Source organism: Halopelagius inordinatus (assembly GCF_900113245.1).
Lineage (GTDB): Archaea > Halobacteriota > Halobacteria > Halobacteriales > Haloferacaceae > Halopelagius > Halopelagius inordinatus.
In genome coordinates this window covers 645,165-658,074 of sequence record NZ_FOOQ01000002.1, presented here as the reverse complement: position 1 = coordinate 658,074, position 12,910 = coordinate 645,165, and the positions used below count along the sequence as shown (strand labels likewise).

At 66.5% G+C, this 12,910-nt stretch carries 15 protein-coding genes; 9 read left to right on the top strand and 6 right to left on the bottom strand.

Going from position 1 to position 12,910, the window contains the following annotated elements:
• Window positions 1–51: 51 nt before the first annotated feature.
• The gene (locus BM167_RS18520) at window positions 52–222 is read right to left on the bottom strand and encodes a hypothetical protein (protein ID WP_177213338.1); all 171 of its coding nucleotides are present in this window, start codon (window positions 220–222) and stop codon (window positions 52–54) included.
• A gap of 212 nt (window positions 223–434) precedes the next feature.
• Between BM167_RS18520 and mbhE the strand changes: the two genes are divergently transcribed.
• The 8 genes from mbhE to arcD all read left to right on the top strand — a co-directional run bounded on the left by mbhE (window position 435) and on the right by arcD (window position 8,331).
• Window positions 435–2,831, top strand: a complete 2,397-nt coding sequence (mbhE, locus tag BM167_RS11170) for a hydrogen gas-evolving membrane-bound hydrogenase subunit E (protein ID WP_092892462.1) — start codon at window positions 435–437, stop codon at window positions 2,829–2,831.
• Window positions 2,828–3,292, top strand: a complete 465-nt coding sequence (locus BM167_RS11165) for an MnhB domain-containing protein (protein ID WP_092892460.1) — start codon at window positions 2,828–2,830, stop codon at window positions 3,290–3,292. Before mbhE ends, BM167_RS11165 begins: the two co-directional genes overlap by 4 nt.
• A 46-nt stretch (window positions 3,293–3,338) precedes the next feature.
• Window positions 3,339–3,683: a sodium:proton antiporter gene (locus BM167_RS11160; RefSeq protein ID WP_092892458.1), complete on the top strand. Its 345-nt coding sequence runs from the start codon at window positions 3,339–3,341 to the stop codon at window positions 3,681–3,683.
• Window positions 3,680–5,287, top strand: coding sequence for a complex I subunit 5 family protein (locus BM167_RS11155; RefSeq protein WP_092892456.1), 1,608 nt, complete (start codon window positions 3,680–3,682; stop codon window positions 5,285–5,287). Before BM167_RS11160 ends, BM167_RS11155 begins: the two co-directional genes overlap by 4 nt.
• Window positions 5,284–5,961 carry a Na+/H+ antiporter subunit E gene (locus BM167_RS11150; protein WP_092892454.1) on the top strand — a complete coding sequence of 226 codons (678 nt, stop codon included), beginning with the start codon at window positions 5,284–5,286 and terminating at the stop codon, window positions 5,959–5,961. Before BM167_RS11155 ends, BM167_RS11150 begins: the two co-directional genes overlap by 4 nt.
• Complete coding sequence (locus BM167_RS11145; protein WP_092893078.1) at window positions 5,951–6,247, top strand: MrpF/PhaF family protein; 297 nt, start codon at window positions 5,951–5,953, stop codon at window positions 6,245–6,247. The genes BM167_RS11150 and BM167_RS11145 overlap by 11 nt, the downstream gene beginning before the upstream one ends.
• 75 nt (window positions 6,248–6,322) lie before the next feature.
• A complete protein-coding gene (gene mnhG / locus BM167_RS11140) occupies window positions 6,323–6,664 on the top strand; it encodes a monovalent cation/H(+) antiporter subunit G (protein ID WP_092892452.1) in 342 nt (113 codons plus the stop codon).
• Window positions 6,665–6,876: 212 nt separating this feature from the next.
• Window positions 6,877–8,331 carry an arginine/ornithine antiporter ArcD gene (arcD, locus tag BM167_RS11135; RefSeq protein ID WP_092892450.1) on the top strand — a complete coding sequence of 485 codons (1,455 nt, stop codon included), beginning with the start codon at window positions 6,877–6,879 and terminating at the stop codon, window positions 8,329–8,331.
• A 181-nt stretch (window positions 8,332–8,512) separates the two neighbouring features.
• Here the strand turns inward: arcD and BM167_RS11130 are convergent, their stop codons facing one another.
• The 5 genes from BM167_RS11130 to BM167_RS11110 all read right to left on the bottom strand — a co-directional run bounded on the left by BM167_RS11130 (window position 8,513) and on the right by BM167_RS11110 (window position 11,921).
• Window positions 8,513–8,755 carry a hypothetical protein gene (locus BM167_RS11130; protein ID WP_092892448.1) on the bottom strand — a complete coding sequence of 81 codons (243 nt, stop codon included), beginning with the start codon at window positions 8,753–8,755 and terminating at the stop codon, window positions 8,513–8,515.
• 381 nt (window positions 8,756–9,136) lie between these two features.
• Window positions 9,137–9,856, bottom strand: coding sequence for a fumarylacetoacetate hydrolase family protein (locus BM167_RS11125; RefSeq protein ID WP_092892446.1), 720 nt, complete (start codon window positions 9,854–9,856; stop codon window positions 9,137–9,139).
• Window positions 9,857–9,922: 66 nt separating this feature from the next.
• The gene (locus BM167_RS11120; protein ID WP_092892444.1) at window positions 9,923–10,159 is read right to left on the bottom strand and encodes a hypothetical protein; all 237 of its coding nucleotides are present in this window, start codon (window positions 10,157–10,159) and stop codon (window positions 9,923–9,925) included.
• A gap of 179 nt (window positions 10,160–10,338) precedes the next feature.
• The gene (locus BM167_RS11115) at window positions 10,339–11,310 is read right to left on the bottom strand and encodes an aldo/keto reductase (RefSeq protein ID WP_092892442.1); all 972 of its coding nucleotides are present in this window, start codon (window positions 11,308–11,310) and stop codon (window positions 10,339–10,341) included.
• 77 nt (window positions 11,311–11,387) lie between these two features.
• Entirely contained in the window at window positions 11,388–11,921 is a 534-nt protein-coding gene (locus BM167_RS11110) for an SHOCT domain-containing protein (RefSeq protein ID WP_092892440.1), read from the bottom strand.
• Between the two features lie 111 nt (window positions 11,922–12,032).
• Here BM167_RS11110 and BM167_RS11105 point away from each other — a divergent pair, with 111 nt between their 5' ends.
• Window positions 12,033–12,770, top strand: a complete 738-nt coding sequence (locus BM167_RS11105; RefSeq protein WP_092892438.1) for a GIY-YIG domain-containing protein — start codon at window positions 12,033–12,035, stop codon at window positions 12,768–12,770.
• Window positions 12,771–12,910 lie beyond the last annotated feature (140 nt).

Sequence of the window (12,910 nt, the reverse complement as noted above, 5' to 3'; positions counted from 1 at the left end):
GAGAAAATCGCAGTGTCGGCGGGCCTCGCCACGCACGCGGTCGCAGGCGGGTCAGTTCGCGATGAGGCGAGCGAGGAAGACGATGGGAATCACCGGTATCGCCAGCCCGGTCACGAGGAGGAACACGGCGATGATCAGTTTCTCTCCACGACTCGAGCCGCCCCAGACCGACCGCCACATCTCGTCGATGGACTGTGCGGTCCGTTGTACGAGTCCGGCCATACAGGGTAGTGACGCCACAGACAGTTGTACTATCTGGCCGTCCCGCCGTCCCTCCGTCGGTGCGGACTCTCTGCCTCGTCGGGGTCGGTTCGGAGGAGTCGTCGCCGTTCGGTACCGGGGTTGGTCAACAGGTACTTTGGAGGAGGCGTCCAACGGTGGGCAGAGGCCGACTACGACTGCAGCTGAGTACCGGCCGACACCGACGAACACCGATGGCACCAAACCTCACAGTCGTCTCGACTATCGTCGCGCTGCCCTTCGTCGCGGCGGCCCTCTCACCGCTCCTGTATCGCGTCCTCGGAGAGCGGACCGGCTACGCGGGGGCTCTCGTCGCGGCGGCGAGTTTCGGGCTCTTGGCGACGCAGGCCGACAGTTACGGCACCGTCAGCGCGTCGTGGGTCCCCGCACTCGACGTGGGAGTCCAGTTCACCGTGGACGGATGGGGGCTCCTCTTTGCGCTCTTAGCCAGCGGTATCGGCGTCCTCGTGTTCGTCTACTCGGCGCGGTACATGCACGGTGAAGAGGGCTTAGCGCGGTACTACGCGGCGCTACTCGCGTTCATGGGTTCGATACTCGGCGTCGCGCTCGCTTCGGACCTCGTGGTCGTCTTCCTGTTTTGGGAACTGACGAGCCTCTGTTCGTTCGTGCTCATCGGCCACTACACGGACGACGACGACTCGCGCTACTCGGCGCGGATGGCCATGGTCGTGACTGTCGGCGGCGGCCTGTGCCTGCTCGCCGGACTGCTCGTACTCTCGGTGGCGGCGCAGGACGCTCTCGGCAGGGCGACGTTCGACCTGACGGCGATGCTCGCGAACGACGAGGCGATGCGGGCCGCCCTGCGCGAGTCGGGGCTGTTCGTCCCGGCACTCGTCCTCGTCGTCGTCGCCGCCGCCGCCAAGTCCGCGCAGGTTCCGCTCCACTTCTGGCTGCCGAACGCCATGGTCGCGCCGACGCCCGTTTCGGCGTTCCTCCACTCGGCGACGATGGTCAAGGTCGGCGTCTACTTCCTCGGGCGCGTGCGCCCCCTCCTGATGAGCCCGGAGTGGGTGCTTCTCGTCGCGACGCTCGGACTCCTGACGATGACCGTCGGGGCGCTTTTGGCGGTGGCCGCGACCGACATCAAGGAGTTGCTCGCCTACTCGACGGCGAGTCACCTCGGGTTGATGGTCGCGGGCTTCGGATTCGACATCGTCTACGGCGGCGAAGCCGGCGCGTTCCACCTGCTCAACCACGCGCTGTTCAAGGCACCGCTGTTTCTCGTGGCGGGAATCGTGGCTCACGAGGTCGGAACCCGAAGTCTCGACGAACTGGGGGGACTCTGGCGAGAGCTTCCGGTGACGGCGGCCGTCACCGTGGTAGCCGCGCTGAGCATGGCCGGAATCCCGCCGTTCAACGGCTTTTACTCGAAGGAACTGCTGTTCGAGGCGGCCTACGAAGTCGCCCACGAGGCCGGCGGACTCGCCTGGCTGTACCCCGCCGTGGCGACGGTCGCGAGCGTGTTCACCGTCGTCTACTCGGTGAAGTTCCTCGCGATGTTCTTCGGCGAACGGCGAGCGCCCGTCGCCGACATCCACCGACCGCCGGTCGCACTCGTCGCACCCCCCGCCGTGTTGGCCGCCGCGGCGGCCGTCGTCAGCGTCGCCCCGCAACTGGCGGTCGACGCTATCGTCCAATCGGCCGTCGAAGCCACCGCCACCGGCGAGGCGAACCTCGAAGTGGGGCTCCCGACTCACTTCACACCCCCGGTGGGGATGTCCGCGGTCGCCGTCGTCGGCGGACTCGCCGCGTACCCGTTCACGGGTCGTCTCGCGGCACTCGTCGGACGCGGCGTCGAGGCTCCGGTTCCCGTGCGGCCGAGCGGGTGGTACGACTGGGTCGTCTCGACGGCCGAGACGACGAGCGCCCGGTTCGGGGCGTTCGTTCACAACGGCCTCCTGCGGACGTACGTGACGTGGGTTGCCGCGGCCGGGAGCCTGCTCGCACTCGCCGGCTTCGCCGCGGTCGGGGTGGTTCCCGAAGTGAGCGGACTCGGCGTGCCCCTCGCGGTGACCATCGTGTTGACGATCGCCGTCCTCGCCGGCGTGGCGGTGACGATCGCCTCGTCTCACGTCGCTGGCGTGCTCACGCTGTCGATTCTCGGGTTCATGATCGCCATCTTCTTCATCCTCGCGAGCGCGCCGGACCTGGCGCTGACGCAACTCGTCGTCGAGACGCTCGTCCTCTTGATATTCCTGCTCGTCCTCCAGCGATTGCCGTCGTTCTACTCGGACATCCAACCGCTGGTGCTCGCTCGCGACGCGGGCGTGTCGGTTCTCGTAGGGGCGATGGCGTTCGTCGCCGTGCTCTCGACTGCGCCCGGCCCCGACGCCGATCCGACGAGCGTCGCCGCGTACTACACCGAACAGGCGGTTCCGGGCGGCGGCGGAGCGAACATTGTCAACGTCATCCTCGTGGACTTCCGGGCGTTCGACACGCTGGGTGAACTACTCGTCGTCACGGTCGCCGCACTCGCCATTCTCGTGCTCGTGACGATGCGGACCCGAAGCGAAGAGGTCGCACCCGACAGCGAAGACGACCCGGTCCCCGACGGCGGTGACTCACTGTGACGACGACGATCACGCGGACGACGATTCGGGTGACCGTCCCCATCGTACTCGTCCTCTCGATTTGGCTCTTCCTGCAGGGACACAACCTCCCCGGCGGCGGGTTCATCGGCGGCGTCCTCACCACGACGGCGTTCGTGCTCATCTACGTCGCCTACGACCTCGACTACCTGGAGTCGGACGTGCTCGACAGAGACGTCGACCCCGGAACCAGCATCTTCGAGCACCGGACGGTCACCGCCTACCGTCGCATGTTGCTCGCCGGGTTGGCCGTCGTCGTCGGCAGCGGCGTCGCCGGAATCCTCGTCGGCGACCCGTTCTTGACACAGACGTACGTCCACTTCGAGCACGTCCCCATCTACCACGAGGTCGAACTCGCGAGCGCGCTCGTGTTCGACTTGGGCGTGTTCCTCGTCGTCGTCGGCAGCCTCCTGACCATCATCTCGGTGGTGAGCGGCGAATGACCCGACGCACGGAGACGCCGCCCGCCCGACGCGGAGGCGATAGCCGATGAGCGCCGTACTCGCGGCTACGGTCGGCGGGTTGTTCGCCGTCGGAACCTTCCTGCTGTTGCGCCGGGACCTGGTGCGGGTCGTCTTGGGAGTCGCCGCCGTCTCTCAGGCCACGTTCGTCTACCTCATCGCGATGGGCGGCGTCAAAGAGGGCTCTTTCGACCTCGTGCCCGTCCTCGAAACCCACGGCGGCGGGGTTCCGGAGGTGGCGGACCCCGTCGTGCAGGCGCTCGTCTTGACCGCGATCGTCATCAGCTTCGGGACGACCGCGTTGGCGCTCGTCCTGTCGTACCGCGCGTACGAGGAGAACGAAACCATGGATGTCACAGAGTGGATACGATGAGCCTGCTCGTCATCGCGCCGTTGCTAATCGTGCTCGGAACCGCCGTGCTCACACTCGCGCTCGGCCGACGACCGCGAGTACAGCGCGCGACGAGCGTCGCCGGTGCCGTCGGCTACGCCGCGACCGTGTTCGGTGCCGTCTGGGCGGTCGTTCTCGCGCCGACCGCTCCCGGCGCGGCGGCCTATCAGGTGGGCGATTGGTCCGCCCCCTTCGGAATCACCCTCGTCCTCGACGGGCTGTCGGCGTTCATGCTGACTATCGCCGCGGGCATCGGACTCGCGTCGATGCTGTTCTCGGTTCGGTACGTGACGCCCGAGAACCAGCGGGTGTACTACCACCCGCTTTTCCACCTGCTCTTGGTGGGCGTGACCGGCGCGTTCCTCACCGGCGACCTGTTCAACCTGTTCGTCTGGTTCGAGGTGATGCTCATCGTCAGTTACGTGTTCGTCGCCTTCTACGGCACCAGTCTCGCCACCGCGGCGTCGTTCCGCTATCTCGTGATGAACGTCTTCGGGAGCGCACTCATGCTCGTGGCCATCGGCGGCTTGTACGCCACGACGGGCACGCTCAACATGGCCGACATGGCCCGGCGGTTAGCCACTCCCGCGGCGTACGGCATCGACCCCGCGGCCGTCGTCGGCCTGTCGGCTCTGCTCTTGGCGGTGTTCGCGCTGAAGGCCGGTCTCGTCCCCTTCCAGTTTTGGGTGCCCGCCGCCTACACCGCCGCCCCGCCGCCGATCACCGCGATGTTCGCGGGCGTCACGAAGAAGGTCGGTATGTACGCCGTCGTCCGCCTCTACTTTACGGTCTTTGCGGTCACGCCCGTCTCCGTAGACGTACTCGGTATCGCCGGGTCGTCACCTCTCGCTTTCCTCGCGCCGGTGTTGGCGGCGATGGGAGCGGCGAGCATCGTCGTCGGCGGGTTCGGGGCCGTCGGTCAGAACCGACTGCAGGGCGTGTTCGCGTATTCGAGCGTCGGACAGGTCGGATTCATCGCCATCGCCGTCGCCGTCGCCGCGGCCGCCGACCCCGGGGGGACGCTCCGCGGAGTCGCCATCGCGGCCGCGCTGGTGTTCGCGCTCCACCACGCGCTCGCGAAGGGGCTTCTCTTTCTCTCTGCGGCCGCCGTCCAGGATGCGACCGGAACGGACGACCTGCGAAAACTCGGCGGCGTCGCCGGTCGCTCGCCGGTGCTCTCGGGGGCCGTCTTCGTCGGCCTCCTCTCGCTCGTGGGTCTCCCGCCGCTGACCGGCTTTTTCGGGAAGTTCCTCACGTTCGACGCGGCGGTTCGGGGACTCGCGTCCGGTTCCCGGACGCTGTCGGCGGTTTCGCTCGTCGCGTTGCTCCTCGGCGCCGTGCTCACGATTCTGTACACGACGCGAGTGTGGGCCGGGGGCTTTTGGGGGTCCGAGACGCGGGCGGTCGAAACAGCGACCGTCAAGCCCGGACAGATAGCGGTCATCGTCGCACTCGCGGCGGCCGTCGTCCTCGTCGGCGTCGGGTTCGACCCGGTCTACCGATTCGCCGAGACGGCAGCGAACGCCGCCGTCGATAGCGATGCCTACGTCGACGTAGTGGGGTTACACGGAGGTGAGAGCGCATGACGCGGAGTTGGCCGGTCGCCGGCGTCCTGTTCGGGATCATCTGGGTGTTCGTCGACGGACCACCGCTCGAACCCGAACCGGTCGTCGGGTCGCTACTGGTCGGCCTCGCGGTCGGATTCCCCATGGCCTACCTCTTCCGTCGCCTGTACGAGGATACGCTCACCCTCCGGCGGTCGTTCCGCGGCCTCCCGTACGCGGTTCTGTACATGCTAACGTTCATCAGGGAGGCCATCATCTCCAGTCTCGACGTCACGTACCGCGTGCTCGCGCTCTCGGAACCGCCGATCGAACCCGAGATAATACTCATCCCCCTGCGGGTGCGGACGGACCTCGGCGTGACCACCATCGCAAACAGCATCACGATGACGCCCGGATCGCTCACGCTCGACTACGACCCGACGGAGAACGCCCTGTACGTCCACGTCATCGACGGGAGAGAGCCCGAAGAGATAGTCGACCCGATTCGCGACTGGGAGGACTACGCGCTCGCCATCTTCGACGAGGAACTGTCGCCGGGCGACCCCGCGCCGGATTTCGCCGTCTACCCGCCGGACCAGACGCACCCCGTCCTCGAACAGGCGCTTCCCGACTCCGAGAGCGAGTCAGAGACGGGGGCCGAACCGTCGGCCGAGGCGGCCGAGGAAGAGACGGGAGGTGACGACGATGGTCGCTGAGGGCGGGACGATAGTGGCGGTCGTAGACGCCGCAATCGTCCTCGTGGTGGTGTTGAACCTGCTGTGCGGCTACCGCGTGGTCCGCGGGCCGACGATCCCCGACCGCGTGGTCGCACTCGACGCCATCGCGACGAACGTCGTCGCCATCGCCGTCCTGTTCGCCATCAAGACCGGCCGGGGTCTGTTCGTGACCGTCAGCCTCGTCCTCGCGATAATCGCGTTCCTCTCTACGGTCGCGGTTGCCAAGTTCGTCACCGAAGGCGACATCATCGTTACACAGGAGTGACCACTGCATGTACCACGAACACCGAACGCGACGGACCGTTCCGACGAGTCGGCGGGATACCGGAGGCGACCCCTGATGGTCGAACTGGAAGCGGTACGGACCGTGATAGTCGCGGGTCTGGTCGTCGTCGGGTCGTTCTTCCTCACGGTCGGGACGATCGGTCTGTTGCGGCTACCGAACGTCTACAACCGGATGCACGCGACGAGCAAACCGGCGACCATCGGGACGGTTTCGATCTTTCTGGCCGGGTTCGCGTACTTCGGCCCCGGGGGTGCCGGGCTCTCGTCGCTCATCGGCATCGTCTTTCTCTTCTTGACGGTACCGACCGGCGCGCACATGATATCGCAGGCGGCAGAAGAGACCGGCGTCCCGTTTCTCGGCTCCGTGACGTGGCCCGGTAAGTCCGACGACGAGTAGAACCGTCGCGTTCCGGGCCGATCGGCTCCGCCTAAGAGTGCGGAGACGTCTCTCAGCCGTCCGTCTCCTCCTCGGTTCCACTCAGACTCTCTCGACGAGGCACCAGCACTCTCGGCTCCCTCGTAGAGCGTGCGGTGTGGTACCAGTATTGATGCTCCCGAAGAATAAAATCCGGCTGTTTAATACCTTTCAGTTATTACTTCGCGGTACACGTGCCGTCTCCAAATTTCGAACCACTGACGTACGAGGACATCCCGGCGGAACGGCGGCCGAGTCTCGTGCAGGCGTTGGTCCCCGTTCTCGGGGTCGTCCTGTTTCTCGGCGTCGGCTCCGGCTATCTGAAACTGGCCCCTCACGGGCCGCTCCTCTGGAGTATCGTGCTGACCGGCGCGGTGGGTAAGTACTGGCTCGGCTACTCGTGGGACGACCTCTACGAGGGAGTGGCCGACAGCCTGTTGATGGGCTTACAGGCCATCCTCATCCTGTTCGTCATCTACGCGCTCATCGCGACGTGGATCAGCGCCGGAACGATTCCCGGACTCATGTACTACGGGCTCTCGGTGTTGACGCCGGAGGTATTCCTCCCGGCGACGGCGCTGCTCGCGATGGCCGTCGCCTTCTCCATCGGGTCCTCGTGGACGACGGCGGGGACGCTCGGCGTCGCGTTCATCGGCATCGGCTCGGGCCTCGGCGTGCCCGCCCCGATGACCGCGGGGGCCATTCTCTCGGGCGCGTACGCGGGCGACAAACAGTCACCCCTCTCGGACACGACGAACCTCGCGGCGGCGGTGACCAACACCGACCTGTACGACCACATCCGCGCGATGCGCAACGGAACGATTCTGGCTTTCGGCCTCTCGGTCGTACTCTACGCCCTCTTGGGCCTGCGTGCGGGAGAGGCGATTCCCGCCGGGCGCGTCGCCGAAATCCAGAGCGCTCTCGCCGGGACGTACGACCTCTCCGTGCTCGTCTTCGTACCGCTCGTCGTCACCTTCGGCCTGGCGCTCTACGGCGTCTCCGCGCTCCCGACGCTTGTCGCGGGCGTCTTCGCCGGAACCTTCACCACGATTCTCGTCCAGGGCCGTTCGTTCACCGCCTCTTGGGGGGTTTTCCTCGAAGGGACGGCTCCCGAGACGGGGATGTCGCTCGTGAACGACCTGCTGGCCAGCGGCGGCCTCTCCGGGTCGGCCTGGACCATCTCGGTCGTCGTCGCGGCGCTCGCACTCGGCGGACTCCTCGAACGAACCGGTGCCCTCGCCGTGCTCGCTCACTCGCTCGCGTCGGCCGTCCGCGGCCCGCGCAGCCTGGTCGCCGGGACCGGCGTCTCGGCCATCCTCGTCAATGCGTTCTCCGCCCAGCAGTACATGAGCATCGTCGTCCCGGGGCTCACCCTCCGGAACCTCTACGACGAGTACGGACTGGAGGGTGACGACCTCTCGCGAGCTATCGAATCCGCGGGCACTCCGACGGGGGCGCTGTTCCCGTGGCACGCCGGCGCAGTCTACATGTCCGCCGTCTTCGGCGTGGGAACGTTCGCGTACGCCCCGTACTACTTCTTCGGGTTCCTCTCGCCGCTCCTCCTGTTCGCGACGACGCTCTTCAGCGGGCGGTACGACGGGGCGGCGGACTCGGACCCCGCAGAGTCGCCGGTGGTAGCCGACGACTGACGGCTCGGATCCGACCTCGAATTCTCGGTCCGGCTACGATTGCGCCGCGACAAAAAGTCGGTCTCGGTAGTCGTAGTTCGTCACCGCGGGGCCTCCATCGGAGCGGTGCCGTCGCCGAACCACCGGCCATCTTCGGAGTAATCGGCGCTTCGGTCGGTGGTCTCCCTTCGTCCGTCGGTCGCTACAGGTTGCCGCGCAGGTGCAGTTTCTCCGACGCCTTCGTCTCGACTGCGCTCGCGTCGACGGTGTACGCGTCCGAGTCGGAGTCAGACCAGCCGATATCGGCCTTGATGGTGTCCGTGAGACTCGGGTCGGGGTCGACGTACGCCGTCTCGCCGTCTATCTCCGTGACGAGTCCGAGCGTGTTTCCGCTGGCGTCGACGACCTCTTTGCCTTCGTCGTCGTCGGTGAACGTGACTGTCATCACTCGATGGTCGGGCCGTCCCCATTAAGTCCTGCTGGCGGTCGGTTCTCACGGCGTTGACCGGAGAGTCGGTGTACTGGGTCGACTCGAACGAACGTGAGGCCGCACTCGTCTCCCGAACGTACTGGAAGAACGTGAGAGACGACGAGGCGAATCAGCGGCTGAAAGCACGTCACGGACATCGACGGGGCTGAGCGTCGGTGAGAAGTCGGCCTCGGCACTCATAGGGCTCGTCACCGCGGGTGCCACCCCGCTCGGAGCGGTGCCGTCGTCATCGGCCACGCGGTGGTACTCCCCGGGAGGGCAAGTCCGTTACCGTTCTGTCTCGCCGGTCCGGTGTGACTCGGTTCCGCTCTCCCGCCGGCGACCCGAACCGACGGGCTACGCCTCGACTATCGTGTTCCGAAGCGTTCCGACGCCCTCGTACCAGATTTCGACGTCGTCGCCCGGTTCGACGAGTCCGGGGTTCGCCGGACTGCCGAACGAGACGACGTCGCCGGGACGGAACGTGTAGCGCTCCGAGAGGAACGACACCACTTCGGCGGGCGAAAACAGCATCTGTTTCGTCGTCGCCTCTTGGCGGAGTTCGCCGCCGACGTGCGTCGTCATCTCGATGTCCGAGGGGTCCACGTCCGTCTCTATCCACGGACCCAACGGTGCCGAGTCGTCGAACGCCTTCCGCGCGGTTCGGCCCGGTTGGTCGAGGGCGTCCAAGTCGTTCAGAACGGTGTAGCCGCGAACCACGTCGTCGACCTCGCTTTCACCGATATCGTGGCACTCGCGGTCGATGACCGCCGCCAACTCACCGGCGTAGGTGAGTTCCTCGGTCCACGAGGGGTACGCCACGGGCGTCTCTGGGTCGCGGACCGAGACGGGCGGTTTGATGAACCAGTCCGGTTCGTCCGGTCGGTCGTAGTCCATCTGGTCCAACGTCGCCGCGAAGTTCCGGCCGACGCAGTAACACGCCGACGGTTCGCAGGGCGCCAGAAGCGTCGCGTCCCCGTCGTCTACGTCGTACGTGTCCCCGTCGGACGTGACCGTTCCGTCGTCGTACTCGCCGGTTCGGATGCCGTCCGGCGTCCGGACGCGTGCCAGTCGCATACGCACACACCGACCCCCGGACAACTTACGGTTTCGGTCGCGGCGACTGTCGCTCCGTGGGACCGGTCACTCGGGGTTCGGCATCGACTCGTTCGCCTCGTCGGCGAGGTTCCGGAGGCGGCGCGTGTCGGTCGAAGAGAACTGACGCTGACAGCGGTCCATTCGCGAGCGAACGTCGTCTGCGACATCGTCGGCGTCCGCGGCGTTCGGAATCTCACGCTCGCCGCTCGCGTCTCTCTGGCCGGTCGGTCGTGTCTCGGTTCTCGATTCGGTCTCTGCGGGTGTGCGGATGTGTGTGCTCACGTGTCGGGATGCGTCGGGAGTGGTCGTACGCCTGTGCGGGTCGAAAACGAGTCAACGGCGTACGCGTACGACCGACATCACGTCTCGACGGAGACGCCCGACTATAATGAACGTTACTGATAGAACAAAAACGACGGTCCGGCGGCGTTCGTCCCGTCCGTCGTCCGGGACGGACCCTCTCAGTCGTGTCCGGCGACCGGAACGGGCTCGTACGGGTCTTCGAGATACTCGATGTCGGATTCCGAGAGGTCGATGTCCAACGCCTCCACGGCGTCTTCGAGGTGTTCGACGCTCGACGTGCCGACGATGGGCGTCGTCACGTGCTCTTTGTGGAACTGCCACGCGAGCGCGATTTGCGCCATCTTGACGCCCTTCTCCGCGGCGAGTTCCTGTACGCGTTCGTTTATCTCCGGGCCGCCGCCCCGCGTGTACCCCCGTTCGAGAGACGCCTCGTGTTCGCCGCGCGTCGTCGCATCGAACTCCTCGTGCGGGCGCGTGAGAAAGCCCGCCGCGAGCGGACTCCACGGCATCACCGCGACGCCCTCTTTCTCACAGAGCGGAAGCATCTCGCGTTCCTCCTCGCGGTACGCGAGGTTGTAGAGGTTCTGCATCGAAGCGAACCGTTCGAGTCCGAGGCTGTCTGCGGTGTGAAGGGCGTCGGCGAACTGGTGGGCCCACATCGACGACGCGCCGAGGTGTCGGACTTTCCCGCGGCGGACGGCGTCGTCCAACGCGCGAAGCGTCGTCTCGATGGGCGTGTCGTAGTCCCAGCGGTGAATCTGATAGAGGTCGACCGTCTCCATGCCCAGTCTGTCGAGCGAGGCGTCAAGTTCCTGTTCGATGGTCTTCCGCGAGAGACCCCCCGAGTTCGGGTCGTTCTCGTCCATCTGGCCGTACACCTTCGTCGCGACGACGAACTCGTCTCGGTCGTACTCGGAAAGCACCTCGCCGAGAATCTCCTCGCTTTCGCCGTACGAGTAGACGTTCGCCGTATCGAAGAAGTTGATTCCGAGTTCGATTGCGCGTTCGATGAGTTCGCGGCTCTCCGCTCTGTCGAGCGTCCACTCGTCCCAGCCCGTTCCGAAACTCATGCCGCCGAGACAGATTTCGCTCACCGTCGTGCCCGTCTGTCCGAACGTGGTGTACTCCATAGGCGCTACGACGGGCAGGCGGTGCAAAAAGATGCCTCAGGGCCGCCGTTCTGCCGGTTCCCTTCGCTTCGACGGCGCTACCGGCCCCGACTCTCGTCTCGGAGCACCTCGCGACGTTTCCGTTCGGCCCGCGCGCCGTCCACCGAGTCGTTCGCCACCAGTCTGTCCACTCTCCGTTCGAACTCCCGTTCGTCCATCTCTCCGGCGACGTATCGCCGCTTCAGGTCTTCCAAGGCGTCCTGCGCCTTCTCCTCGGGCGACGGTTCGGGTTCCGAGAGCGCCTCGGAGAGACCGAGGGTTCGAAGCGGCGGACACGCTCGCTCGGCGTACGCGGCGAGGCGGTGGAGTCGGCCGCCGCGAGGGACGGACACGCGACGGGCGAGGGCGTACACCGCACCGACGCTTCCGAAGACGGTTCCGAGGAGGGAGACGGCCGCGAGAGCGACCCACGGGACGGCCAGTTCGAAGAGCGCGCCGACCACTGACGCGTCGGTGACGAACGCCGAGGCGAGGACTAACGCGCCGTAGCCGAGGACGACGACGGAGAGCGTCGCCGAGAGGAGGAAGACGACCACGGAGAGGCCGAACAGACGGTCGCGGAGTATGCCCATCGTCGGTCGGTAGTTGGTCGCCGGGAGAGCTATATCTGTCGGAAACCGAGCGACGGGATGCGGCGCGTCGGACGAACCACTAAATAGGGGGACGGAGCATCACCGGGTACGGTGACCGAGACGACACGGGCGGCCGATTTGGACCGTCTCTACGACCTGTTCGACGAGTTGGCGGCGCGCGTCGGCGGCCCTCGGCGACTGGCGGACTGCCACGGCCGCATGGACTGGCCGGACCGAGGCGTCTACTTCTTCTTCGCGCCGGGCGAGACGAGAGCGTCGTCGGGACAGAGACGACTGACGCGCGTCGGGACCCACGCCGTGACCGAGGGGAGCAAGACGACCCTCTGGGACCGACTGAAACAGCATTACGGGACGGGAGACGGGAGTTCCGCGCACCCGCACGGCGGCAACCACCGCGGGTCGGTGTACCGCCTCCGCGTCGGCGAAGCACTCGTCGAACACCACGGACTCGCCGACGCGTACCCCGACTGGGGAACCTCTCGAATCCCCGCCGACCGACCGCGCGCGGCGGTTCGAGACGAGGAGTACCCGATGGAACGGTGGGTGAGCAGTTACCTCCGGCACCAACCGTTCCTCTGGGTCGGCGTGTCCGACGCTCCCTCTTCGACCAGCGACCGGGCGCGCATCGAACGCAACGTCATCGCGTTAGCGAGCAACTACGGCGGCCCCGTCGCCGACGCCCGTTCGACCGATTGGCTCGGGAGACACAGCCCGAACGCCGAGATACGGGCGGGCGGCCTCTGGAACGTCGAACACGCCGACGAGTCCCACGACCCGAGCGCGTTGGACACGTTCGCGGAGTACGTCGCCGACGCCGAACCGCTCTGACCGCCGTCGGTGGCCCTCGTCCGAGGGGCGCGCCGCAGGTGGGCTACTTCTGTCCGGACCGTGGCAACGTAATGACCGATTTCGCCGGTCCCGAAGAGGACACTTTCGGAGACAGTGGCAGTAGCCCGTATATACTCATA

What these genes read in the sequence shown, in the direction of transcription:
- BM167_RS11110 (WP_092892440.1), bottom strand. Translation starts at nt 11,921, where the DNA reads ATGGGCATACTCCGCGACCGTCTGTTCGGCCTCTCCGTGGTCGTCTTC.
- mnhG (WP_092892452.1), top strand. Translation starts at nt 6,323, where the DNA reads ATGGTCGAACTGGAAGCGGTACGGACCGTGATAGTCGCGGGTCTGGTC.
- BM167_RS11130 (WP_092892448.1), bottom strand. Translation starts at nt 8,755, where the DNA reads ATGACAGTCACGTTCACCGACGACGACGAAGGCAAAGAGGTCGTCGAC.
- BM167_RS18520 (WP_177213338.1), bottom strand. Translation starts at nt 222, where the DNA reads ATGGCCGGACTCGTACAACGGACCGCACAGTCCATCGACGAGATGTGG.
- BM167_RS11145 (WP_092893078.1), top strand. Translation starts at nt 5,951, where the DNA reads ATGGTCGCTGAGGGCGGGACGATAGTGGCGGTCGTAGACGCCGCAATC.
- BM167_RS11160 (WP_092892458.1), top strand. Translation starts at nt 3,339, where the DNA reads ATGAGCGCCGTACTCGCGGCTACGGTCGGCGGGTTGTTCGCCGTCGGA.
- BM167_RS11150 (WP_092892454.1), top strand. Translation starts at nt 5,284, where the DNA reads ATGACGCGGAGTTGGCCGGTCGCCGGCGTCCTGTTCGGGATCATCTGG.
- BM167_RS11115 (WP_092892442.1), bottom strand. Translation starts at nt 11,310, where the DNA reads ATGGAGTACACCACGTTCGGACAGACGGGCACGACGGTGAGCGAAATC.
- mbhE (WP_092892462.1), top strand. Translation starts at nt 435, where the DNA reads ATGGCACCAAACCTCACAGTCGTCTCGACTATCGTCGCGCTGCCCTTC.
- BM167_RS11155 (WP_092892456.1), top strand. Translation starts at nt 3,680, where the DNA reads ATGAGCCTGCTCGTCATCGCGCCGTTGCTAATCGTGCTCGGAACCGCC.
- BM167_RS11125 (WP_092892446.1), bottom strand. Translation starts at nt 9,856, where the DNA reads ATGCGACTGGCACGCGTCCGGACGCCGGACGGCATCCGAACCGGCGAG.